The sequence below is a fragment of the Halorubellus litoreus genome, assembly GCF_055378595.1.
The window spans coordinates 1,494,741-1,517,913 of record NZ_AP043836.1 but is presented as its reverse complement, the minus strand read 5'-3'; the positions used below and the strand labels follow the sequence as shown (position 1 = coordinate 1,517,913).

The window sequence follows — 23,173 nt, the reverse complement described above, 5'->3', positions numbered from 1 at the left end:
CGGTCAGTACCGGTCCTGAACGAGTTCGAGGGTCTTCTCGCGGTCGTCCCAGTCGACGAAGATGGCGACGCTCGTCGCGCTCGTCATCACGTCGTGGATGTTGATGTTCGCGTCCGCGAGCGGGTCGACGATGTCGCGGATGACGCCAGGGCGGTTCGGGAGTTCCCCGCCGGTGACGCGGACGACCGCGACGTCGTCGTCGACGGTGACCGACGACAGGTGCTCCTCGTCGACGACCTCGCGGTGGAGGATGTTCTCCGCGCGCTCCGCTTCGGTCGCGTCGACGTAGAACGTCACCGAGTCCATCCCCGACGAGACCGCGTCGACGTTGATACCGGACTCCGAGAGCGACTTGCTGAGCGTGTGGAACACGCCCGTCTGGTTCCGGATGGCGCGCCCCGCGACCGTGAGGCACGCGAGCGGGCTCTCGCGCATGTCCACGAGGTTCTCGAACTTCCCCGTCACGCGCGTGCCGCCCGAGAGGAGGTCGCCGTGCTGGTAGTGGACGACGCGCACGCCCAAGTCGTCGTCCTTGTAGCTGAGCGCGCTCGGGGCGACGACCTCGGCGCCGCGGAACGAGAGGTTCCGGAGCTCGTCCACCGATATCTGGCCGACGTTCCGCGCGCCCTCGACGACGTGCGGGTCGCCAGTCATGACGCCCTCGACGTCCGTGATGATGACGACCTCGTCCGCGTCCATGTACTTCCCGAGCATCACCGCGGTCGTGTCGCTCCCACCGCGCCCGAGCGTCGTCACCGTGCCGTCCGGGCCCTCCGCGAGGAACCCCGTGATGACGGGCACGGTCTCCGTGAGGTCGCTCGCGACCGCTGCTGCACGCTCGGTCGTCGTCTCCACGTCCACCTCGCCCGCCTCGTTCGTCACCACCGGCCAGTCGTCGACGCCCGGCTCGTAGAACTTCGCGTCGATACCGCGCGCGGCGAGCGCGGCCTTCAGCATCCGGACCGACGTCCGCTCGCCCATCGACACGATCTCCGCGCGGTCGAGCTCGTCGACCTCGAACTGGATCTCGTCGAGGAGCTCGTCGGTCGTGTTCCCCATCGCGCTCGCGACCACCGCGATCTCGTGGCCCTCGCGGACCGCCGCCGCGATCGAGTCCGCCGCCCGATTGATGCGGTCGCCGCTCCCGAGGCTCGTCCCACCGAACTTCGCGACTACGCGCATCCCGCCACCTCGCAACCGTCACCGTCGACGTCCGCACTTCGAAGAGTCATGGCCCCACCTAACCCGCGCCGCGAGATAACTCCTGTCCTCCGGGGAAAGAACTGCCGGTCACCCACGCGCGTATCCCGGAGCATCGCTTCGGTATCAACCGGACGGACCGCTTGGCGTCCACCGGAAGGACCGCTTGGGGGTTCACCCGACTCCGTCGCGCGAGACGCCCAGACTGCCGTCCGGTCGTCGCGGGGAGTTATGGTCGTGCGGTTCGTTAGCAATCGATGATGCGTGTACGTGACGCGGTGGAAGCGGACGCGGAGGCGATGGCGGCGATCGCCGACTCGCCGGCGGACGTGATGCGGAACATCGTCCACGACCGGACGGTCCGCGTCGTCGAACGGGAAGCGAACGCGCGGGACGAGAACGCCGACGCGAACGACGCTGACCCCGACGACGTCGTCGGGTTCGTGAGCTTCGACGTGCGCGGCGACGTCGTTCACGTCACACAGATAGACGGGACGCCCGACGCCTGCGAGTTACTGCTCGCCGAACCCATCCGGTTCGCCGAACACGAGGGGATGCGCGTCGAGTTGCTCGTCACGGACGCGGACGGCGACGTCGCCGCGGCCGCCGAACGCGTCGGCTTCCGGAACGACGGCGCCGGCCCACGGTTCGACGGCGAACGAACCGTCCGGTATCGTCTCTCACCAGCCTGAACGCCCCTCATCGACTTGCGTCCTCGCTCGTCCAAGGTTCCCGACTCGGCGTCCCACGCGGTTAGCTGAACTTCCGGATGGTGACGTCGAGCGTGTCGAGGTCGACGATGGGCGCGTACCCCGAGTCGGGGTCGATGTTCACGGACTTCTGGAAGTCGGTCTGTTCCTGCCAGCACCCGGAGTTGATGGCGAGGACGTTGTGGTACTTCCCGTACCCGAGCTTGTGGACGTGGCCCGTGTGGAAGACGTCGGGGACGTCGTCGATGACGAGGTAGTCCTGCTCCTCGGGCGCGAGTCGCATGTGTCCGCCGTACTGCGGGGCGACGTGACGCTTCTTAAGGAGGTGGTACATCGCCTTGTGCGGTTCGTCGTAGCTCGCTTTCTCCTCGGGGAACTCCGCGATGACCTCGTCGAGGCTCTTGCCGTGATACATCAGCACGGAGACGCCCTCGACGGTTACCGTCGAGGGGTTCCCGACGATGCGCGGGTCGTGCGCCGACATGATCTCGCGGAGGTCCTCGTCGAACCCGGGCTGTGGTTCCGCGAGCCGGACCGCGTCGTGGTTCCCCGGGATCATGATTATCTCCATGTCTCCCGGAACCTGCTTGAGGTACTCGCTGAAGCGCTCGTACTGCTCGTAGAGGTCGATGACGTCGAGTTCCTCGTCCTGGTTCGGGTAGACGCCGACGCCCTCGACCATGTCGCCCGCGATGAGGAGGTACTCGACGTGCTCGGCCTCCGCCGTGTGCAGCCACTCGGTGAATTGCGTCCACGCTTCCGCCATGAACTCCTGGCTGCCGACGTGCACGTCGCTGACGAGCGCCGCCTGCACGTGGCGGTCCGCGGTACTGGGCTTGTAGGTTCGGGGGACGTCCGGGAAGTATAGTTCGTCGACGAACACGATACCGGCGTCGTCGCTGAGCGTCCCCTCGATCGCGATGACCTCGTCGAAGAGAAGTTCGTCGACGCTGTCCGCGAGGTCGCGGTCCTTCGTGACGAGACACGGGAAGACGCCGTTCGTGTCCTCGAGTTCGACGATCCAGTGGCCGTTCTTCGTCGACCGGACGTCGTTCACCATCCCGACGAGCCCGACGTCGCTCCCGCCGACCATGTCCTCGATGCTGTCCGTGGGGCGGTGGTTGACGCGCCCGCGGAGCTTGCTCCCGAGGCGGTCGTAGCGGTCGCGGAACACCTTCACGAAGTCGTCGTACGCACCGGTCCCCGTCGAGTGCCCGGTGACGTCGCCGGCTATCTCGACCGACCGAAGCGCCTCGTCGACCGTCCGCTCGAACGAACCAGACCCCTTCGTTTCAACTGGAGACCGGTTCGGGTTTCGGTCGTTCGAGGTCGTATCGACCTCGTTCGAAGCGTTCGTTCCACTCGAAACAGAGGGGTGTGGTGGCGGGGCGTTCGCGTCGCTTCCACCACCGGGACGGCTGGTTCCACGCTCTCCGTCCAGCACCGCCTCGACGTCCGCACGCGTCACCTTGAACGCGTCCGCCGGGAGCTCGTCCACGACGCGCTCGATCGCCGCCGCGGAATCGTCCGCACTCGAAAGGAGGGTCACCGCCTCGCGCTCCGCGTTGTAGCCGCGGCTCGCCAGTTCGCGAACCACCCGCGCCGGCGCCTCCTGTGGCACACCACTCGAAAGCGGACGGGCAGCAAAAAGGATAGCGGAACAACCGACGCTCCGCGAGCGCGCAAGTCGGAAGCCGCTCACCGGCGCCGCGAGCCGGAAACCGCTCACCGGCGCCGCGAGCCGGAAACCGCTCACCGGCGCCGCGAGCCGGAAGCCGCTCACCGGCCACGCACCGACGCCGCGAGACAGAAGGTTCATTTCGAGGCCGCCGCAACCTCGACCAAGATGAACGGGCACGACCCCGACGACAGGGGCGACGACGCCGACGGGACGTCCGACGACACAGCGGAGCGTCCCGACGGCTGGCCCGACGACTGGACCACCGCTAGCGACGACGCGCAACCCTCGAACGACGAATCCCCCCACTCGAACGACGAATCCCCCCACTCGAACGACGACCCGCCGACAGACGACGTCGCAGGCGACGGCGACGCGACCGTCGACGCGCCGACCGACGTGACCACGAACGACCACGCCACCGCCGACGGCACGGCCCGTGGCGACGAAGCCGCGCCGACCGGCGACCGCGAGTCGACGCTCGGCGAACGCTCCGCGCCAGAGAAACCACCAGCGCACGACGTCGACGACGATCCGCCGACGATTGCCGACGACGGCGTCATCACGTGGTTCCTGAACTCGCCGAACGGGAGCGTCGTGTTCGTCCGCGACGTCGTCTCGAGCGTCGCCGCGGTCGCCGCCATCGGCCTCGTCCTCTTCGCCATCTCCGGCATCTGGCCGCCGCTCGTCGCCGTCGAATCCGGTAGCATGGAACCGCACATGAGCAAAGGCGACCTCGTGTTCATCGTCGACGAACAACGATACGCGCCACAGAGCGCCGTCCAGGACACCGGCGTCTCCACGCACACGAGCGCGCAAGCTGCGAACGGCTACTCGAAGTTCGGGAACTACGGCGACGTCGTCGTCTACCGACCGTACGGCGACCGCGGAGCCACGCCCATCATCCACCGCGCTCGCTTCTACGTCGAAGAAGGCGACAACTGGGTGAAAGACGCCGACCCCGACCACCTCGGCGCCGTCGACACCTGTGCCGAAGTCCCGCGAAACCAGTGCCCCGCCCCCTACGACGGCTTCATCACGAAAGGCGACGCGAACGACAACTACGACCAGGTCCAATCACAGAGCGACATCGTCAAGCCCGAATGGGTCCGCGGCAAAGCCCAAGTCCGCGTCCCCCTCCTCGGCTGGATCCGTCTCCAGTTCGCGAAACTCACCTCTGCAACCACCAGTCCCGTCGCGCCGACCATCCCGGCGAACGGGCCAGCGCTGTTCGCTCGCCTCGGCGCACTCGGTGCCGCAGCAGGCGCTGCCGTCGTCGCCACACGGACCTGAACGACTCACGCGTCACGTCCCGGACGCTGTACGGACCTCCCAAGTACGGCCACTAGTACCTTTCAAGTACGAACACTACCTCCATTCGAAACAGCCGTAATTCGACTTCCCTCCCGCAGAAAGCAACCCCCTTCGTTTCGACTAGAAACCCAACTCGAATCCAGCGGACGAGCGCTCGCACGACGCACAGCACCGAGTTCGGACACCGCGACAACGCTACCGTGATCACGCGTTCGAACACACGTCACGTTCAGACAGAACCGCATACGTTCAGACAGAACCGCATACGTTCAGACAGAACCGCACACGTTCAGACAGAACCGCATACGTTCAGACAGGACCCGTCCGTCAGATAGGACCACAGCTGTCAGATGGGACCGCGTCCGTCAGTTATCGAACCGCGCCTGCACGAACGGCTGGACGTCGTCGATGTCACCCAGCCGCGAATCCGACAACAGGACCGCCTCCGTCTCGTCGATCGGCACCGACAACGAGATCTCCTTCGTCCGCCCGTACCGGCCCTTCGAGACGACGACAGCGTTCACGATACCGAGCATGTCCAGCTCGCTGATGAGGTCCGTGACCCGACGCTGCGTCAACACGTCCGCGTCGATCTCCTCGCAGAGCCGCTTGTAGATGTTGTACACCTCGCCCGTGTTGATGTTGTGCACGCCGTTCTTCTCCAAGCTGATGATGGCGAACAACACGAGCTTCGACTGCGTCGGGAGCGTCCGAACGACCTCCACGACGCGATCGAGCTCGATCTTGTCCTGAGCCTTCCGGACGTGCGCCTCGTCGACGGACTCCGCCTGGTCGCGCTCCGCGAGCTCGCCCGCCGTCCGCAGGAGGTCGAGCGCGCGACGCGCGTCCCCGTGCTCCTGGGCGGCGAACGCCGCACACAGCGGGATGACGTCGTCCGTCAGCGCCTCCGACTTGAACGCGACGTCCGCGCGATGCTGGAGGATGTCCCGGAGCTGATTCGCGTCGTACGGCGGGAACACGATCTCCTCCTCGCCGAGACTCGACTTCACGCGCGGGTCCAGGAAGTCCGTGAACTTCAGGTCGTTCGAGATCCCGATGATGGACACCCGCGAGTTCTGGAGTTCGGAGTTCATCCGCGAGAGATTATAGAGCGTGTCGTCCCCGGACTTCTCGACGAGCTTGTCGATCTCGTCGAGCATGATGACGACCACGCGCTCGTGGTAATCCACCGCGTCGAAGAACACGCTGTACACGCGGTCGGTCGGCCACCCCGTCATCGGCACCTCCTCGAACTCCTCGCGGTCCGCTTCGAGTTGCGCGATACGCTCCTCGACCGCATCCGTCGAGTCGAACTCCGTCTCCGGAAGCACCTCGGACGGCCGCTGCTCCTCGACGTCCTCGAGAAGCGCTTCGAGCTCCTCGATGCGGCCGTCGATGTACTGCTCGTTCTCCTCGATGAACTTGTTCGCGAGCTGCGCGAGCACCCGATACTGGGTGTCGGTGACCTCGCAGTTGATGTACTCGACCTCACAGGGGACGTCGTAGCGCTGACTCGTCGACTCCAGTTCCTGACTGACGAACTTGGCGCTCGCGGTCTTGCCCGTCCCGGTCTTCCCGTAGATGAGGATGTTCGACGGCGTCTCTCCACGGAGTGCGGCGACCAGGATGGTCGCCATCTTGTTGATCTGTTCCTTCCGATGCGGGAGTTCGTGTGGCGTGTACGACGGCCGGAGGACCTCTTTGTTCTCGAAGATCGGTTCGCCGCTCAGGAGGTCGTCGAACAGGCCCGTCGACTCCTCGTCGTCACCCTCGTCGAGGACGACCTCGTCGAGGTCGACGTCGAAGTCACGGTCCTCTCGTCGCGGCTCGGCCGTCGAATCTGTGTCGTCGTCGGACATTACTTGACCCCTTCGTTTCTACTGGAGTTCCCGCCGCCAGAGGGGAGAGCGTGCCGGTAGAGAACCCCGAACGGACCGATTACGAGAGTGGGGCGTACGCGGAACGTCCAGTTGATGCACACGAACCAGATGAAGGGTAGGTACTTAATAGTTGCTCCTTGGGCGTCAGGTTCCGGTGCTGTGCCGCGGACCAGACATCGAACACCAACCTTCACGACCGGACGACGAGTAACCATCACCTTCCAGCGACCGTCGACTGGAACGCTTCGCCCTCGGTCGGTTCCAACGCACGCCGTCACTCTTCTAACGTTCTAGTTCATTCGCTCGCGACGCGTACGCGCGAGCCACAGCGTGAACTTCGAGTGGAGTGTCCCGGAACGACGAGGGGCAGACCGCGACCGTTTCACGTCGAACTCGATAGAACACGGGTCCCTGCGACCGACGCCACTCCGTTGTGCGACCGACGGCACTCCGCACACCAGTCCATCCGCACGTCACCGCAGTCGTGCCAGCAGGTTCCCGGTCGTTGACGCACACCTCGTTCGACGTTGGTGTCGATGAGGCTGTCGCTATCGCTGTCGGCCCAGTTGGCCCAATCAGTGTCGAAGCTCGGAATCGCTGAGTTCTATCGTGCCTGGAGTTGAACCGGTGGGGTCGGCGGTGTCGTTGTGGACTCGAAGCAGGGGGCTAGGTCGGAAGGGGTGAGTCGGGGCGCTTCGGGTGTATCACGGTGACGTGTGGCTCTGTTCGGTCGTTCCCGTCCGTCGAGGCGCTCGCTTCGACTGGAAGACGAACGACGGACGCTCGGAGCGCCAGTCGAGTGCCCTGGGTTCGAGTCGAACGGACGGACGGTGGTCGGTCGAGTCCGATGAACCGCTACAGATGGATGGTGTTCGTTCCGAATCTCGAGGCGTGAGGTGTCGGTCTGCATGGATCGACCGGATCGATGGCGTGACGCAATCAACGAGACGAGGTAAGCGAAGCCGCGACACGAGTGAAGCCGCGACACGAGTGAAGCCGCGATGGATCTGAAGGGGTGTCGGAGTCGGAGCGAGGCGTACTCGGACTTCCCGTCGTGATTCTGGGGGGCGTTGGAACCGCTGGCTCGTTTCGTAGTCGTCGGGGGATTCGGAGTCGTGGACACTGGCGAGGCGAGGTTTGTCGTTCGACTCGAATCGGTGGGTGTTCGTATTGCAGTGTTGTTCGTGCAGGCCGGGAGTATTTCGAGTCGAACGGCCTCGAGAAGCACTCGAGTCGCCGTGTGACGACTGCCGTCGCCGGGGTGCTGCTGCCGGGATGGGGTTCTCGTGTCGTGGCTGCAAACGAAAGAGGGGTCGGGTTGCTCGTCGGAGGTGGGGACCCCCCCACCCCTTCGTTTCGGGTGGAACGCGTGGGAGGGTGGGGTGGGGGAGGGGGGTGTCTAGTAGGGGAAGCATTAAGTAACTACTACCAGAACCATACCCGTAAACCAGAAATAACGCCGTACTTGTTTGTTTCTAGTCTAGTTGTCTAGACAGCTGCTCGATTAATCTAGCTTTCACTAGAATTCCGTCCAACACGTCTCCGGGTTTCTCATCCAGTCCGTGTCGCGAGCCGCCCGAGGCCACCCGTCCCCCACGACCCACCCCCTCCACAACTCGACGTTCCACCCGAAACGAAGGGGTGGGGGGCTGCACTCCGTCGAATGATACCATCCCGCACGCACTCTCGTGTCCTGGTCCGCGTCAGTCGATCGGGAGGCCCAGTTCGCAACGACAGAATCCGGCTGGACCCTCGGCCTTCTCCTTCCGTTCCGGATTGACCTTCTCCTTTCGTTCCGGGCTGCCTTCTCCTTTCGTTCCGGACGGGAAACTGGCCTCGTTGCTCGTCCAGTGGCACTGACATGCATCGACGTTCGTCGATTTTGTCGGAGCGATTCTAGTGAAGTAAAGGGGTCGTACCGGTGCACTTGAAGCGTTGGTGTGTCCGGTAAGTACCGGTTTCGAGGACGTTTAGACGGCCGATTCGTTTCCAAACGTGGTACTATCGTCCCACCCCCAGTTCCAGTCGAACCCTCCGCCATTGTTATAGGGGATCTAACACGTCTGACACAGGCTTAAGTGAATCCAGTGCGGTAGTACGTCCAGACGCACGCAAATCGTCGCGCAAGCACGCGCCGTCGTCCCCGACGACCGGGGAGATGCCGCGCGTTTCGACGGCGTCGACACGACCCCGATTCGGCTCCCACGAGGGTCTCAGACGCACCCCGTCGACGCGGGCTCGGCGCCCGTCGAACCGCAAGGCGAGAGCCGTGTGCCACACACATAACCGAACGCGGACGGGAGGATAGACCAGGATGGGACTGCTATCAGGACTCAAAGACAGCCTCCAACGGGTTACGGACAGCCTCTTCTCGGAGGACGAACAGAAACGCATCGGCATCTACGGACCGCCGAACGCAGGGAAGACGACACTGGCGAACCGAATCGCTCGGGACTGGACCGGGGACGCGATCGGTCCGGAGAGCCACATCCCTCACGAGACGCGACGGGCGCGTCGGAAGGAGAACGTGGAGATCGAGCGGAACGGGAAGTCGGTGAGTATCGACATCGTCGACACGCCGGGTGTGACGACGAAGGTGAACTACGAGGAGTTCCTCGATTACGAGATGGAGAAGGACGACGCCGTGCGACGCAGCCGCGAAGCCACGGAGGGTGTTGCGGAAGCGATGCATTGGCTGCGCGAGGACGTCGACGGCGTCATCTACGTGCTGGATTCGACCGAGGATCCGTTCACGCAGGTGAACACGATGCTCATCGGGATCATCGAGAGCCGGGACTTGCCGGTGCTCATCTTCGCGAACAAGATCGACCTGGACGATGCGAGCACGCAGCGGATCAGGAACGCGTTCCCGCAGCACGAGACGGTACCGCTGTCGGCATTGGAGGGTAACAACATGGACGAAGTGTACGACAAGATAGCGGAGTACTTCGGGTGATCGTGGATGCCTGAAGCCAAAGCATCAGACAACGACGGCGTTCAGATAGATCTCATCAGTGCCGAGCGGATGGATGGCCTGGCGAGCATGGAGAAGATCCGGATGATCCTGGACGGCGTCCGTGATGGGAAGATCGTCATTCTCGAGGACGGGTTGTCGCCGGACGAGGAGTCGAAGCTCATCGAGGTGACGATGACGGAGATCAGTCCGGACGAGTTCAACGGGATCGAGATCGAGACGTATCCGCGGTCGTCGACGAGCGATTCGGGGATCCTCGGTCGGATCATGGGGCGCGAGGAGACGTCGAAGTTGACGGTCATCGGGCCGGCGAACCAGATCGAGACGTTGCACAAGGACGAGACGGTGATCAGTGCGCTGGTTTCACGGAAATAATGCCGCATCAGTGCACGGAGTGCGCGCGGACGTTCCCGGATGGCTCGAAGGAGATGCTGTCTGGGTGTCCGGACTGTGGTGGGAACAAGTTCCAGTTCAAGCCGTCGGACGCGGTGGACGTTGGCGCTGGCGGTGGTGCTGATAGCGGTGACGCTGGTAGCGGTCGCGTTGGTGGCGGTGTCGCTGATGGGTCGTCCGCTGGTGGGGAGGGCGGTGCGATGAGTCGCGCGAAGGCGACGGTTCGCGATCTGATGGGCCGCGGTGATGGCGACGACGGGACTGCGTCGACCGCTGGCGAATCACCGGGTCCCGGACCGTCGACGAACGCTCGCGAGACGTCAACTGCGGGGAACGGGTCGGCGAGTGCGAGTGACGCGCCGACGAGTGCGAGTGACGCGTCGAGTTCGGCGGCGTCCGAGTCGGAGTCCTCGGTGTCGCCTGCCGGCGATTCGTCGTCCTCCAATGACGTCGATGCGGACCGCGACCGTGTGACGCCGTCGGGGAGCGGTGAGTGGCCGAAGTCGGCGACGGAGGAGTACGATACGCCGGCGGAGAAGGCCAGTAGCCGTGAGTCCTACGAGGAGTCGGTTACGACGAGCGAGTCCACGACGTCTGAACGGTCGGTCGACACGTCGGAGTCCGTCTCTGGTGCGTCGGAGTCGTCGGTGAGTGAGGACGAGTCGGTGAGTGAGGACGAGTCGATCACTGCGCAGATGGGTGAGACGGAGGACGATGCGCAGCGGTCGGCTCGCTCGGACGTGGTGTCGCCCGACGAGTTACCGAGTCGTGAGTCGGCCGCTCCGGGCGGAATGCGCGACGATACGGGCGACAACGGGCCGTCTGAGCGTGTGGAGTCGTCTGAGCGCGCGGACCGGCCGCCGTCGAGCGAGGCGGCGGACGTGAAGGACCGGCCGAGTGCGGGTGACGTCGCGAGCGAGCCGGACGACGACTCGCCGAACCTGGACGAGCTCCGCGAGGAGTTGAACAGTCAGTTCGAGAGCATCAAGGTCCTCGACCCGGGGAAGTACGAGCTGAACCTGATGGAGTTGTACGACCGCGAGGAGTACATCATCTCGCTCCAGGAGGACGGCCGGTACGTCATCGAGGTGCCGGAGTCCTGGCGTGGCGACGCGAGCCCGGACTGACCGGGTCGTTCTGGTCGAGTTCGTTCGGGTCGAGTTCGTTCGGGTCGAGTGTGCGGGTTCGCTCTCGACCGTCGATTGTGCTCTGAGCGTGGTTGCGCGTCGTTCTCGTCGAATTGCGTGCTTCGACACGATGTCCCGACACCCCTTCGTTTCGTCTGGAGATTCTTATATCACCACTGGAGGGTCGACTGATTCGCGACCTCGCAAAGCGGTCTCGTGCGCTGCGACCTCGTCGGACGTAATCGGTAAGAGAGTGTGGTCGGTAGTCCCGGGCGGACTCGAATGGTTCGTCTCCGCGACGGTGCGCGTCGGCTCGCGTTCGCGTTCCCGGCGTTGCTCGCACGGCTCGGTGTCGTGGACCGGGAGCGCGGCGACGAGGCGTTCGACCTGGCGTTGCCGGTGATGGTGACGGGTGCGCTCCGGACGTTCCTGCGGACGGCGGACTTCCTGATGGTCGGGCAGGCGATCGGTGCGTCGGCGGTCGCGGCACTCGAACTCGGGTTCCAGTACTACTTCATCCCGTTCGGGTTGTCGTTGGCGTTGACGAGCGGCACTATCAGTGTCGTGTCGCGGTTCGTCGGTGCGGACGAGACGGGGCGCGCGAACACGACGCTCGCGGTGTCGCTGTGGTTGTCGCTCGCGTTCTCCATCCCGATGACGGCGGTGGCGTGGGTGTACGCGGACCCGCTGGTGGCGGTGCTCGCGCCGAACGAGACCGTGACCGAGATGGGGGCGACGTATCTGCGTATCGTGATGCTGTCGGTGGCGTTCCGGTTCTGGAGTATGACGGCGGCGCGCGCGCTCGCCGGTGCTGGTGACACGCGGACGCCGATGTACGTCCGACTCCTGACGCTTCCGACGAACATCGGACTGAACGCGGTCCTCATCTTCGGGCTCGGCCCGATAGCGCCGATGGGGGTGGCGGGCGCGGCGTGGGGGACGGTCGCGGCGAACGTTCTCGCCGCAGCGGTGTTCTTCGTGCTACTGTCGACGACGCGATTCCCGGTTCGGTTACCGCTCCCGGGGTTGCGGTCGCGTGCGGCGTCGACGGACCCGGGGTCGTCGACGGAAATGGGGTCGTCGACGGAAATGGGGTCGTCGACGGAGACGGCGACGACTGGGCGGCTCTGGGATGGTGGCATCGCGCGGGAGGTGGTTCGCGTCGGCCTGCCGCTGGCGGGGACGCGGTTGTCGCGGACGCTCGGCCGGTTCCCGTTCCTGTTCGTGCTGGGGGCGTTCGGGACGGGGACGCTGGCGGCGTACGCGATCGGGCGACGCGTGATGTTGCTTGCGATGATGCCGGCGTGGGGGTACTCGACGGCGGCGAGCACGCTCGTCGGCCAGCGCGTCGGGGAGGGCGATGGCGACGCCGCCGAAGCGGCGGGGTGGGCGACGCTTCGGGTGGCGCTCGCGACGCAGCTCTGTATCGCGCTCGTCCTCGTGGTGCTCGCGCGCCCGATATCGCTGGCGTTCGGCTCCGAGCACGTCGCGGACACGGTGACGTTCGTGCGCGTGTTCGGGCTCGGTGTCGGCGCGTTCGCGGTGTCGCGGACGATGCGCGGCGGACTGCGTGGCGCGGGTGATACGACGTGGCCGTTCTACGGGACGCTCGCGGGTACGTACCTCCTGAAGCTCCCGGTGGCGTTCCTCGCGCTCCCCGCGACGATGTCGGTGGGCGCGCTCGGGTTCGCGTTCACGCCCGGCATCGGCCTGGGCGTCGTCGCGGTGTACGCCGCCATCCTGCTCGACATGTACTTCCGGGCGGCGGTGAACGCCGTCCGTTTCAAGTCCGGGACGTGGCGCGTCATCGCGCGCCAGTCCGAGGTCGGCGCGGACGCTCCCGGGTGAGCTGGACGCCCGATGTCGCTCGCGGCGCGAGCGGCGTGCTTCGAAAACGGTAAGCCCGAGCGGTCGGACGGTCCGTGCATGAGTGACGCTACGAAGATCGTGCTCGTGACTGTCGGTGTGTCGGCCGTGCTCGCGCTCTCGTTGATGGCCGTGACGCTGTCGACGTAATCGGGATGTTCTCTGCGCGCGAGTGCTCGCCGGCCGTCGAGCGGGTTCGCGAGGCGCGAGCGCCGGATGCGGTCGTGGTGACCGCGGGGAGTGACTTCGAGACGCTGCCGCCGGCGCAAGCGGAGGACCTCGGCTTGCTCGTGGACGCGCTCGACCCGGTATCGTGCCCCGAGGAGTGGCTTCCCGAGGATGCGCCGGCGCTGCTCCGTCGGTTCGCGGGCGGGGACTTCACGGTCGGGATGCCGGGGGACGGAAGCGTGGTGTGGACGCGCCAGACGTCGCCGCCGATAGTTATCGTGAAGCCGCGCGTGGAGGGGTCGCCCGAGTCGTTCGTGGACTTCCTGGTCGCGGAGGCGCTCGTCGAACTCGGTATCGACGCACAGGGGGCGCGTGCGGACGACGACGCTTCGACGCCTGCGCCCGAGCACTTCCTGCCGTTCTTCGGGTCGACGTACCCCGACCTGGCGGCGGGGACGACGCTCGGGCCGAACGCGACGTACCAACTCGCGAACGCGCTCTACGAGGGCTGGCTGGGATTGCATACGCGCGACGTGTTCGCGTCGTGGGTGGACGCGAGCGACGAGCGCGCGGCGCTCGGCGAGGCGTGGGTGGACGCGGGCGAGCGCTTGGAATCCCGCCTCGACGGGCTGTCGCGGGAGGTGGCGCGCGGCGAGACGGAGTTCGCGGACGCGGCGGAACTAGCGTGTAGCGGCATCAAGCACGACGTCGACGTGCCGTCGCCGTTCGCGGCGCTCGCGACGGACGCGTACCGCGAGCGCGGCGCGCCGTTCGCGGTCAGGTGGGCGGAGAAGACGTTCGACGCGCTCGCGGACTAGGCGGGCGCGGCGTCGGTGGGGTCACTCGCCGGGGTCGGCGGGGTCACTCGCCGGCGTCGATGCGTTCGAGGACGACGCCGTCGACGAACCGGCCGCGGTCGGTGGCTTTCTCGCGTTCGCGAGCGTCGACGTCGTCCTGGGAGAACGCGCTCTCGTCGACGATGGCGTCGAGGACGGCGTGCACGTCCGCGAGCTCGTCGAGCACGTCGTCGCTTTCGTCACTGTCCGAACCATCGTTCGCGCCCGAGCCCTCGGTTTCGACTGCGTCGGCGTACTCGCGGGCTTCCTCGACGAGCTTCGCGGCGAGGTAGCGCTCGTACTCGCCGCCGTCGACCCGGCGCGTCACGGGCCGGTTCCCGTCCGCGCGGACGACCGCGGGGACGTCGTCGCGGACGAGCTTGTCGTACGCGCCGACGTACTCGTCGGCGGTGTCGCTGGCCGCGGATCTGCCGGCCGTATCACTGTTCTGGGTGTCGTCGTCGGTCATCGAGGAAGCCAGTGAAAGGAGGTCAGTCGGTGAGTTCGACGTTCCCGTCGACGTCGAGGTCGACGACGACGTCGAAGCGGTCGCGGTAGGATTCGACGACGGCGTCGTCGTGGACCTCGTCGGAGAGATGGAAGAGGCCGACGGCGTCGTACTCGGCGAGCAGGTCGAGGAGGCGGCCGACCGCCTCTTCGGTCGGTTCTTCGCCGGCGTAGTACGCGAGTTCGGTGATGGAGTCGACGCTCACGCGGAGTTTGCCGTCGTGGCTGTCGAGGAAGCGTTCGGTCTGTTCGATGATGCCGTCGAGGTCGTCGGGCGCGGAGACGTAGTGGACGTTGTCGCTGGAGCGGCGACTGTAGCCGCGTTCGACGCTGAGGGTGTCGAGGATGACGGCTTTCTCCTCGTCGACGTCGTAGTAGTCGAGTTTCTGGCGGACTTCGCGAGCGGTGGTGCGCGTGGAGATGACGAGGAAGGCGTCGGTGTCGTCTCGGAGGAAGTCGGTGTCGATGCGGTCGGTTTCGCCCGTAGAGGGATGAACGAGGAGGACGCCTGTCCCACCCGGAATGGTGTCCTCGGTGCCGTCTACGGCGAGCGTGTAGTCCATAGGTGTTTGGGACCGGCGGGACAGACTTAGGCGTTCGGGTGCCTGCTTGCGGTTCGCTAGCAAGCGATTGCGGGCGGGTGCGATTGGTCGGGAGCGCTCGGTTCGCGGTCAGAAGACGCTGTCGGCGGTGGCGGCGCCGACGACGCTGAAGATGGCGCCGACGGTGATGGCTTTCCCGGTGGCTTCGGCGACGACGGCCATCGGCGGGTCGGGGTCGGCGAGGATGGCGTCGGCGCCGACGAGGAACGTGGTTGGGGCTGCGAACGCGAGTGCGAGGATGGTCACGGAGCCGTACGCGACGACCATCAGGGAGAGGAAGCGGAGGGGGATGCCGCCGAGTTCGGCTTCGCGGTCGGGGTCGCGGTCGTCGTCGGCCTTGTAGAGGGCGCCGTAGCCGATTCCGAAGACGATGGCGATGGTGACGAGTGCGTGCCAGACGGTCATGTTCGCGGCGAGCACCCAGACCTCTTCGGTGACGACGAACGGGCCGGCGAGCAGGAATCCGCCGACGAGCTGCTGGGCGGTGTCGGCGAGCGCGTACCGTTTCCGTCGGCCGACCATGCCACAGCGGACGCTTCGTGCGTTGAAAAAACCCGTGGGGGCGGATGCGTCCCGGTTGGTCGTCGAGTCGGGTCGTCGTGGGAGCGTGCGGGGTCGAAGCGCCGCGAGTGCGTTCGTCGATGCGGTGAGTGCGTTCGCCGATGCGGTGAGTGCGTTCGCCGATGCGGTGAGTGCGTTCGCCGATGCGGTGAGTGCGTTCGCCGATGCGGTGAATGCGTTCGCCGATGCGGTGAGTGCGTTCGTCGATGCGGTGAATGCGTTCGCCGATGCGGTGAGTGCGTTCGTCGATGCGGTGAGTGCGCGGTCGGGGGCGTGGAGCGAACGGGTTTTGATGCGGGGTCGTGTGGCATCCCGTATGAGTGTTCGCGAGGAGTTCGACGCGTGGGCGGCGGATGGCCGCGACAAGGGCATGGAGGACCGGCACTGGCACACGGCGAAGCACGCGCTGGCGCGGATGCCGGTGGAGCCGGGGGACGTCGTCCTCGACCTCGGGTGCGGGAGCGGGTACGCGGGGCGTGCGCTGAAGGAGGCGGACGACGCGGGGCGCGTGTACGGGCTGGACGGGTCGCCTGAGATGGCGCGGAACGCGCGCGAGTACACCGAGGACGAGGACGTCGGGTTCGTCGTCGGTGACTTCGGGAGTCTGCCGTTCGCGACCGATAGCGTCGACCACGTGTGGTCGATGGAGGCGTTCTACTACGCGAGCGACCCCCACGAGACCCTGCGGGAGGTGCGGCGCGTCCTGAAGCCGGGTGGGTCGTTCTACTGTGCGGTGAACTACTACGAGGAGAACGTCCACAGTCACGGCTGGCAGGATTCGATTAGCGTGGAGATGACGCGCTGGAGTCACGACGAGTACCGCGAAGCGTTCCGCGACGCGGGGTTGTACGTCGCCGAACAGGATTCGATTCCGGACCGCGACATCGAGATTCCGGACGCGGACGCCTTCCCGACCGAGAATTGGGAGACGCGCGAAGAGATGGTGGAACGCTACCGCGAGTACGGGACGCTCCTCACCGTCGGCGTCGCGCCCTGACCGTCGGCGTCGCGCCCTGACCGTCGGCGTCGCGCCCTAATCGTCGGTCTTGTGGCTCGACGCACCAGGTTCGGAGGCGGTCGCGATTCTCGGTTGCGGGAGAGTCCCGATATGCCATAGCTTTAGGCGATTCGGGGGCGTTCCTTGGAGATATGAACGAGGGCGACGGGCGAGCTTTGCGGTACTCCTGGACGGCGAGCGGGTCCGACGAGCCATCCGAACGGTTCAAGATGCTCGTCGGGACGCTCGAGGACGCGGTCTTCGAGCTCGACGGTGACGACCGGCTCGTCGCGGTGAACGACGCGCTCGTTGCGCAGACCGGGTACGAGTCGTCGGCGCTCTTCGGCGAGGACGCGTCCACGCTCGTCGCGGAGCAAGACGAGACCGCGTTCGTCGAGTCGCTCGCGGCGCTCCGGTCGGCGTCGAGCGACGACCCGTCGACGTTCGACGTCCGCGTCGATTCGCCGACCGGCGACCGCGTCCACTGGTCGGTTCAACTCGCGGCCGTGGACGAGCGCGAGGACGACGAGCGCGTCGTGGGCGTGGCGCGGGACGTCACCGCGGAGCGCGCTCGCGCGGAGGAACGCAGGAAGTACGAGCACATCCTCGAGACCGTCCAGGACGGCGTGTACGTCGTCGACACGAACGGTCGATTCACGCTCGTGAACGACGCGTTCGTGGACTTCTTCGGGTACGAGCGCGAGACGTTGCTCGGCGAGCACGTGTCGACGGTCGTCGACGACGAGATCGCCGAGCGCGCGGCCGACCGGGCGGCGGCGCTCGAGGCGGACCGGGCCGAGGACCCGCTGCTGGAGGCGGACGTGGAGACCGCGACCGGCGAGGCGCTCACGGCGGTGGCGTCGTTCGGAATCCTGCCAGGTGAGGACGACCGATTTCATCGCGTCGGCGTGGTCAGGAACGTGACGGAGCGACGAGCGCGCGAGCGCGCGCTCGAGGAGTCAGAGCGACGGTATCGGACGCTCGTCGAGAACTTCCCGGAGGGCGCGGTCGGGTTGTTCGACGAGGACTTCCGGTTCACGGCGGTCGGTGGCGAGTTGATGACGGAGATTGGGACGAATCCGGCCGAGCGCGTCGGCGAGTACGTGTTCGACCTGTACCCGGAGGACGTCGTCCGGGAGATTCGGCCGTACTTCGAGGGAGCGATCGCGGGCGAGAAGCACTCGTTCGAGATCCAGTACAGGGGGCGTGACTTGCTCGCGCACACGCTCCCGGTGAGCGGCGACGACGAGGTGTTCGGTGGGATGCTCGTGGTCCAGGACATCTCGGAGCGCCGGGAGCGCGAGCGCGAGTTGAGCGAGGAACGCGAGCGGTTGGCGGCGGTGAACAACCTCCACGAGGTCGCGCTGGAGGTGAATCGGGCGCTGGCACGGCAGCGGTCCCGCGAGCAGATCGAGGCGGCGGTCTGCGAGCATCTGGGGTCGTCGGATTCGTACACGTTCGCGTGGGTGGGGTCGCTGGAGCGCGAGGGCGTGGGCGCGGACGAGCGGACGCGCGTGGTGCCGTCGTCGGCGACGGACGAGTCGATGACGTTGGAGGCGTTCGACGTGGACCTGGACGCGCCGGTCGAGGAGATGGGGCCGGACGAGCGAGCGATGGCGACTGGCACGGTTCAGGTGTCGTCGACGGTATCGGCGGCGCCAGCGGACGGGTTCTGGCGGGCGCACGCCGAGGAGATGGACGTGGTGGCGGTGGCGTCGGTACCGGTTCGGTTCGAGGACGAGCCGTTCGCGGTATTGAACGTGTACACTGACCGCGAGGATGCGTTCGGCGAGGTGGAGCGTGGAGTGCTGACGCAACTCGGTGAGATCATGGGGTTGGCGATGGCGGCGGCGGCGCGCGCGGAGACGGTGGCGTGGGAGCGCGAGCGCTTCGAGCTCCTGAATCGCCTCATCCGTCACAACCTCCTGAATTCGCTGAACGTGGTTGGTGCGCGCCTGGAGCTGTTGGAGGGGCACGTGGACGAGGCGGTGCTGGGGCATCTGGAGACGGTGCAGGTGCGGACGCGGGAGATGACGCGGGTCGTGGAGACGATCCGGCACGTGATGCAGGCGATCGGGGACGAGAACCACGAGCTGGAGCCGGTGGCGCTCGGGTCGATGGTCGCGGAGCAGGTGGAGCGTGCACGGTCGTCGTATCCGGCGGCGTCGTTCGAGGTGTGCGGTGACCTGAATGAGGTGGGGCCGGTGATGGCGGACGAACTGCTGGGTGAGGTGCTCGAGAACTTGTTGTCGAACGCGGTGGAGCACAACGATGCCGACGAGCCGCGGGTCCGCGTGGGGGTGTCGTCGTCGGATCGGGCGGCGTCGGTGTGGGTGGCGGACGACGGGCCGGGGGTGTCGGCGGAGATGCGCGAGCGGTTGTTCGAGAAGGGCGAGCGTCGGTTCGACAGCCCGGGGTCGGGCTTCGGGCTGTACCTCGTGCGGGAGATCGTGCACGCGTACGACGGGGTGGTCGAGGTGGAGGCGTCCGAGATGGGTGGGGCGCGCTTCGAGGTCACGCTCCCGACGCCGGACGACGCGACGTGAGCGTGGCGGACTGGCGTCGTCGGACGGGCGCGGGACGGGCTCGCGCGCCGAACCAGTCGTGACGGAGCGGTTCGCCGGCGAGATTCTCGACGATTCCCTCGGCTTCGAGTGGAAGCACTGGTGTCTGGAACGACCGGGGTCCTGTGGGTCCAGCGGTGCGGCCGTCAGACCGACCCCAGGTTTACGTCTCGTGTAAACCTCGCTGGGTTTCGGATGGTCCCACGCACGCACCGAGCGCGAACGCAGTGAGCGCTCGGCCTCTCTTCGGCAACGTTTGTTCGAGGAGGGTGCGCGTCCGGCGCACCCTTCGCAGAAAGCGGTTGTTAGTCGTCGCAGGTGGCGTCGGCAGCGTCGGTTTCGGCGTCGGCAGCGTCGGTTTCGGCGTCGCCGGTTACGTCGTTCGATTCGGGTGTTTCGTGGGGGACGCTCATGACGATGGCGTCGCCGGAGAGGACGGTGGTCTCGTCGGGGGTGTCGGTGTGGGTGGTGACGGTGGTGTTGGCGCGGAGCTGGTCGTTGCCGAGGTCTTCGACGATCTCGACGTGGGCGGTGACGGTCTCGTCGGGGCGGACGGGGGCTTCGAACTGGAGGTCCTGGGAGAGGTAGACGATGTCGCCGTCGAGGTCGGCGAGGGCGGCGGAGAGGACGCCGGCGGAGAGCATGCCGTGGGCGACGCGGCCGTCGAACATGGTGTCTTCGGCGTAGTCGGTGTCGACGTGGATGGGGTTGGTGTCGCCGACGAGGTCGGCGTACGCTTCGATGTCGCTTCTCGTGATGGTCTTGGTGGCGTCGGCGGTGTCGCCGACGGATGCGACTGGCATGGACGTGGCTTTCTCTGAGGCGTCATTAGCGTGTCGGGTTAACATGTGAATCAGGAGATTCAGGGTGGTCGTGGGTGATTGGTGAGGTATGCCACGGGTACGGAACGACGGAGTGGAGATCGCGTACGACGTCGCGGGGCCGCCGGATGCGCCGGTGGTCGCGTTCTGCGAGGGGCTGGGGTACGGGCGGTGGATGTGGCGGTTCCAGCGCGAGCGCCTCGCGGACTACCGGACGATCGCGTTCGACAACCGTGGGACGGGCGCGAGCGAGGAACCGGCGGACCCAGAGGCGTACTCTATCGGGGCGTTCGCGAGCGACCTGGAGGCGGTCCTGGACGCGGAAGGCGTCGAGTCGGCGCACGTCGTCGGTGCGAGCATGGGTGGGATGACCGCACAGCGGTACGTTCACGAGTACGACCGCGCCGAGTCGCTCTCCCTGCTCTGCACGAGTCCGGGCGGCGAGCTCGCGGTGCCGACGCCGGCGGCGACCCAGGAGCGGATGTTCGACGTGCCCGAGGACGCGGACGAGCGCGAGGCGATCCGGTTCAAGATGGAGCCGGCGATGACGGAGTCGTTCTGGGCGGCGAACCAGGACCTCGTCGCGGACATCGTCGACTGGCGCCTCGAGAGCGACGCGAGCGAGTTCGCGCGGAACCAGCAGGCGGCGGCGGTCGCCGCGTTCGACGCGACGCCGTGGCTCGCCGACCTCGACGTGCCGACGCTCGTCCTGCACGGGACGGGCGACCGCGTGCTGCCCGTGGAGAACGGCGAGCGCTTGCACGAGCGACTGCCCGAGAGCCGTCTGGAGTTGTACGAGGACGGCGCGCACCTGTTCTTCGTGGAGGACGCCGATGCGGTGACGGCGGACGTCCGCGAGCACGTCGCGGCGGTCGAGGGCGACGACGGGACGACCGAAGCGCCGGACGCGGACGCATGACGGTGCACGGGCACGGGTCGCGGCCGTACGACTGGGTGGGTGACTGGAGCGCGCGCCGACGCTCGCTCTCGCCTGACGCGGTCGGGCTGCGGGACGCGACGACCGGCGAGGCGTTCTCGTACCGCGAGCTGGACGAGCGCGCGAACGCGACCGCTCGCTTGCTCGCCGAGCACGGCGTCTCGAAGGCGTCGCCGGCGGCGGAGCCGGCGCCGGGCCCCGACCAGGTCGGCGACGCTGCGGTCGGCGGCCGCGTCGCGGTGGTGTCGCGGAACCGCCCGGAGCTCGTGGACCTGTTCTTCGCGACGGGGAAGACGGGTGGGGTGCTCGCGCCACTCAGTCATCGGCTCGCGGAGCGCGAGCTCGCCGAGTTGCTCGACGACGTCGCGCCGAGCCTCGTCGTGGTCGAGGGGGCGTTCGACGACGACGTGGCGGGTGCGCTCGCGCACGACGCTTGTGGCTACGACGGGCCGGTGCTCGGGCTCGGCGAGTCGCGCTTCGACGCGTTCGCGGACGCGGTCCCAGACGACCGCTCGCCGTTCGACGGCCCGGACCTCGGGATGGACGACGCGCACATGTTCCTCCACACGGGCGGGTCGACGGGGACGCCGAAGGAGACCGTCCTCACGCACGGCGGTATCGCGTGGAACTCGTTCAACACCATCACGATGTGGGGGCTCCGTCCGGAGGACGCGACGCCGATGGTGTTCCCGATGTTCCACACGGGCGGCTGGAACGTCCTCACGCTCCCGCTCTTTCACCTGGGGGCGGAGGTCGTCATCGCGCGCGAGTTCGACGCCGAGCAGGTCCTCGAGATCGTGGACGAGGACGACGCGACCCTCCTCGTCGCGGTCCCCGCTGTATTGCGGATGATGACGGAGGCCGAGGGGTGGGAGTCCGCGGACCTCTCCACGCTCCGGTTCGCGAAGTCCGGCGGCGGGCCGTGCCGGCAGAGCGTGATGGAGGAATGGTGGTCTCGGGGCGTCGACCTCTCGCAGGGGTACGGCCTCACGGAGTGCGGGCCGAACAACTTCGCGATGCCCGAGGGGTGGGCGCGCGAGAAGGCGGATAGCGTCGGTGTCCCCGGGATGCACGTCGACGCCAGGGTCGTCGACGACGATGGCGAGGAGTGCGAGCAGGGTGCGGTCGGCGAGCTCGAACTCGCGAGCCCGCACGCCGCGGACCGCTACTGGCGGGCGCCCGAGGAGTCCGCGGCGACGTTCGGCGCTCGCGAGGGAGACGACCACGCGTACGTCTCCACGGGCGACCTCGCCAGGGTCGACGACGACGGCTACGTCCACATCGAAGGTCGGAAGAAGGAGATGTTCGTCTCCGGCGGCGAGAACGTCTACCCGGCGGAGGTCGAGGACGTCCTCAGCCAGCACGCGAAGGTCGACGACGTCGTCGTCATCCCCGTACCCGACGACACGTGGGGCGAGGTCGGGAAGGCGGTCGTCGTCGGCGACGAGACCCTCGACCTCGCGGCCGTCGAGGCGTTCTGCGACGGGAAGCTCGCGCGGTTCAAGATCCCGAAGCACCTGGCGTTCGTCGACGAGATGCCGACGAGCGGCCCGTCGAAGATCGACCGTGGCGCGGTCGAGGAGCGGTTCGGCGGGGCGTAAGGCCGCCGATGGCGGTTCGGCGGGACGTAAGGCCGCCGATGGCGGTTCGGCGGGACGTGGTCACCAGGACCAGGACCCGCCGGGGTCGTCGACGCCGCGGACCCGCCTGGCGCCCTGCCAGACCTGGGTGACCCCGATCAGGGTTCCGACGAGGACGGCGACGACCCAGGGAACGGCGTCGAGCGCGCCGCTGACTGCCATCGCGAAGAACGCCAGTCCGATGCTCGCCTCGCCGGCGCCCCAGAGGTGGTGGGACTCGACGCTTGCTGGCGGGCGAGCGCTCGTGATGTAGAGCACGCCAGCGAGCCCGAACAGCGCCACGTAGCTGGCGGTGCCCGGCTCGGCCCACGCTCCCGTGACGAAGACGGCCATCAGCACGCCGAGTCCGAGGAGGACGGCGCCGTAGACGGCTCTGGTTCGCGGCTGCACGGATTCGG

The 23,173-nt window shown here is 67.0% G+C and carries 20 protein-coding genes; 12 read left to right on the top strand and 8 right to left on the bottom strand.

Features of this window, described 5'->3' with window-relative positions; translation table 11 throughout:
* Nucleotides 1-3: 3 nt before the first annotated feature.
* Nucleotides 4-1,182, bottom strand: a complete 1,179-nt coding sequence (locus ACZ48X_RS11810) for an aspartate kinase (protein ID WP_336349533.1) — start codon at nt 1,180-1,182, stop codon at nt 4-6.
* Between the two features lie 278 nt (nt 1,183-1,460).
* Between ACZ48X_RS11810 and ACZ48X_RS11805 the strand changes: the two genes are divergently transcribed.
* Entirely contained in the window at nt 1,461-1,892 is a 432-nt protein-coding gene (locus ACZ48X_RS11805) for a hypothetical protein (RefSeq protein ID WP_336349672.1), read from the top strand.
* Nucleotides 1,893-1,953: 61 nt separating this feature from the next.
* Here the strand turns inward: ACZ48X_RS11805 and ACZ48X_RS11800 are convergent, their stop codons facing one another.
* Nucleotides 1,954-3,531 (bottom strand): DNA-directed DNA polymerase II small subunit, encoded by a 1,578-nt coding sequence (locus tag ACZ48X_RS11800; RefSeq protein WP_336349534.1) that lies wholly within the window; start codon nt 3,529-3,531, stop codon nt 1,954-1,956.
* A gap of 225 nt (nt 3,532-3,756) precedes the next feature.
* Here ACZ48X_RS11800 and ACZ48X_RS11795 point away from each other — a divergent pair, with 225 nt between their 5' ends.
* Nucleotides 3,757-4,881: a S26 family signal peptidase gene (locus ACZ48X_RS11795; protein WP_336349535.1), complete on the top strand. Its 1,125-nt coding sequence runs from the start codon at nt 3,757-3,759 to the stop codon at nt 4,879-4,881.
* Nucleotides 4,882-5,267: 386 nt separating this feature from the next.
* Here the strand turns inward: ACZ48X_RS11795 and ACZ48X_RS11790 are convergent, their stop codons facing one another.
* A complete protein-coding gene (locus tag ACZ48X_RS11790; protein WP_336349536.1) occupies nt 5,268-6,761 on the bottom strand; it encodes a Cdc6/Cdc18 family protein in 1,494 nt (497 codons plus the stop codon).
* Nucleotides 6,762-9,096: 2,335 nt separating this feature from the next.
* Between ACZ48X_RS11790 and ACZ48X_RS11785 the strand changes: the two genes are divergently transcribed.
* From ACZ48X_RS11785 to ACZ48X_RS11760, 6 genes are all read left to right on the top strand, one after another.
* Complete coding sequence (locus tag ACZ48X_RS11785; RefSeq protein WP_227134152.1) at nt 9,097-9,738, top strand: Era-like GTP-binding protein; 642 nt, start codon at nt 9,097-9,099, stop codon at nt 9,736-9,738.
* A gap of 6 nt (nt 9,739-9,744) precedes the next feature.
* Nucleotides 9,745-10,131, top strand: a complete 387-nt coding sequence (locus tag ACZ48X_RS11780; protein ID WP_227134153.1) for a DUF2073 domain-containing protein — start codon at nt 9,745-9,747, stop codon at nt 10,129-10,131.
* Nucleotides 10,131-11,276: an OapC/ArvC family zinc-ribbon domain-containing protein gene (locus ACZ48X_RS11775; RefSeq protein ID WP_379761920.1), complete on the top strand. Its 1,146-nt coding sequence runs from the start codon at nt 10,131-10,133 to the stop codon at nt 11,274-11,276. Before ACZ48X_RS11780 ends, ACZ48X_RS11775 begins: the two co-directional genes overlap by 1 nt.
* A gap of 282 nt (nt 11,277-11,558) precedes the next feature.
* A complete protein-coding gene (locus ACZ48X_RS11770) occupies nt 11,559-13,124 on the top strand; it encodes an MATE family efflux transporter (protein ID WP_336349537.1) in 1,566 nt (521 codons plus the stop codon).
* Nucleotides 13,125-13,202: 78 nt separating this feature from the next.
* The gene (locus ACZ48X_RS11765) at nt 13,203-13,292 is read left to right on the top strand and encodes a hypothetical protein (RefSeq protein WP_418934292.1); all 90 of its coding nucleotides are present in this window, start codon (nt 13,203-13,205) and stop codon (nt 13,290-13,292) included.
* Between the two features lie 5 nt (nt 13,293-13,297).
* A complete protein-coding gene (locus ACZ48X_RS11760; RefSeq protein ID WP_336349538.1) occupies nt 13,298-14,128 on the top strand; it encodes a DUF7089 family protein in 831 nt (276 codons plus the stop codon).
* Between the two features lie 43 nt (nt 14,129-14,171).
* Here ACZ48X_RS11760 and ACZ48X_RS11755 read toward each other — a convergent pair whose 3' ends face one another.
* The 3 genes from ACZ48X_RS11755 to ACZ48X_RS11745 form a co-directional block, all read right to left on the bottom strand.
* Nucleotides 14,172-14,615: a nucleoside triphosphate pyrophosphohydrolase gene (locus ACZ48X_RS11755; RefSeq protein WP_336349539.1), complete on the bottom strand. Its 444-nt coding sequence runs from the start codon at nt 14,613-14,615 to the stop codon at nt 14,172-14,174.
* A gap of 22 nt (nt 14,616-14,637) precedes the next feature.
* A complete protein-coding gene (locus ACZ48X_RS11750) occupies nt 14,638-15,216 on the bottom strand; it encodes a DUF7090 family protein (protein ID WP_336349540.1) in 579 nt (192 codons plus the stop codon).
* Nucleotides 15,217-15,324: 108 nt separating this feature from the next.
* Nucleotides 15,325-15,777 (bottom strand): DUF2391 family protein, encoded by a 453-nt coding sequence (locus ACZ48X_RS11745; protein ID WP_336349541.1) that lies wholly within the window; start codon nt 15,775-15,777, stop codon nt 15,325-15,327.
* Nucleotides 15,778-16,132: 355 nt separating this feature from the next.
* On the opposite strand from ACZ48X_RS11745, the gene ACZ48X_RS11740 reads away from it, so the two are divergent.
* Nucleotides 16,133-16,813 (top strand): class I SAM-dependent methyltransferase, encoded by a 681-nt coding sequence (locus ACZ48X_RS11740; protein ID WP_336349673.1) that lies wholly within the window; start codon nt 16,133-16,135, stop codon nt 16,811-16,813.
* A 152-nt stretch (nt 16,814-16,965) separates the two neighbouring features.
* Nucleotides 16,966-19,359, top strand: coding sequence for a PAS domain S-box protein (locus ACZ48X_RS11735; protein WP_336349542.1), 2,394 nt, complete (start codon nt 16,966-16,968; stop codon nt 19,357-19,359).
* A 323-nt stretch (nt 19,360-19,682) separates the two neighbouring features.
* Here the strand turns inward: ACZ48X_RS11735 and ACZ48X_RS11730 are convergent, their stop codons facing one another.
* Complete coding sequence (locus tag ACZ48X_RS11730) at nt 19,683-20,180, bottom strand: MaoC family dehydratase (RefSeq protein WP_336349543.1); 498 nt, start codon at nt 20,178-20,180, stop codon at nt 19,683-19,685.
* Nucleotides 20,181-20,268: 88 nt separating this feature from the next.
* Here ACZ48X_RS11730 and ACZ48X_RS11725 point away from each other — a divergent pair, with 88 nt between their 5' ends.
* Both ACZ48X_RS11725 and ACZ48X_RS11720 read left to right on the top strand, forming a co-directional pair.
* Complete coding sequence (locus ACZ48X_RS11725; RefSeq protein ID WP_336349544.1) at nt 20,269-21,117, top strand: alpha/beta fold hydrolase; 849 nt, start codon at nt 20,269-20,271, stop codon at nt 21,115-21,117.
* The gene (locus tag ACZ48X_RS11720) at nt 21,114-22,736 is read left to right on the top strand and encodes an AMP-binding protein (protein WP_336349545.1); all 1,623 of its coding nucleotides are present in this window, start codon (nt 21,114-21,116) and stop codon (nt 22,734-22,736) included. The genes ACZ48X_RS11725 and ACZ48X_RS11720 overlap by 4 nt, the downstream gene beginning before the upstream one ends.
* A 60-nt stretch (nt 22,737-22,796) precedes the next feature.
* Here ACZ48X_RS11720 and ACZ48X_RS11715 read toward each other — a convergent pair whose 3' ends face one another.
* On the bottom strand, nt 22,797-23,165 hold the full coding sequence (locus ACZ48X_RS11715; RefSeq protein ID WP_336349546.1) for a hypothetical protein: 369 nt from the start codon (nt 23,163-23,165) through the stop codon (nt 22,797-22,799).
* Between the last annotated feature and the right edge of the window lie 8 nt (nt 23,166-23,173).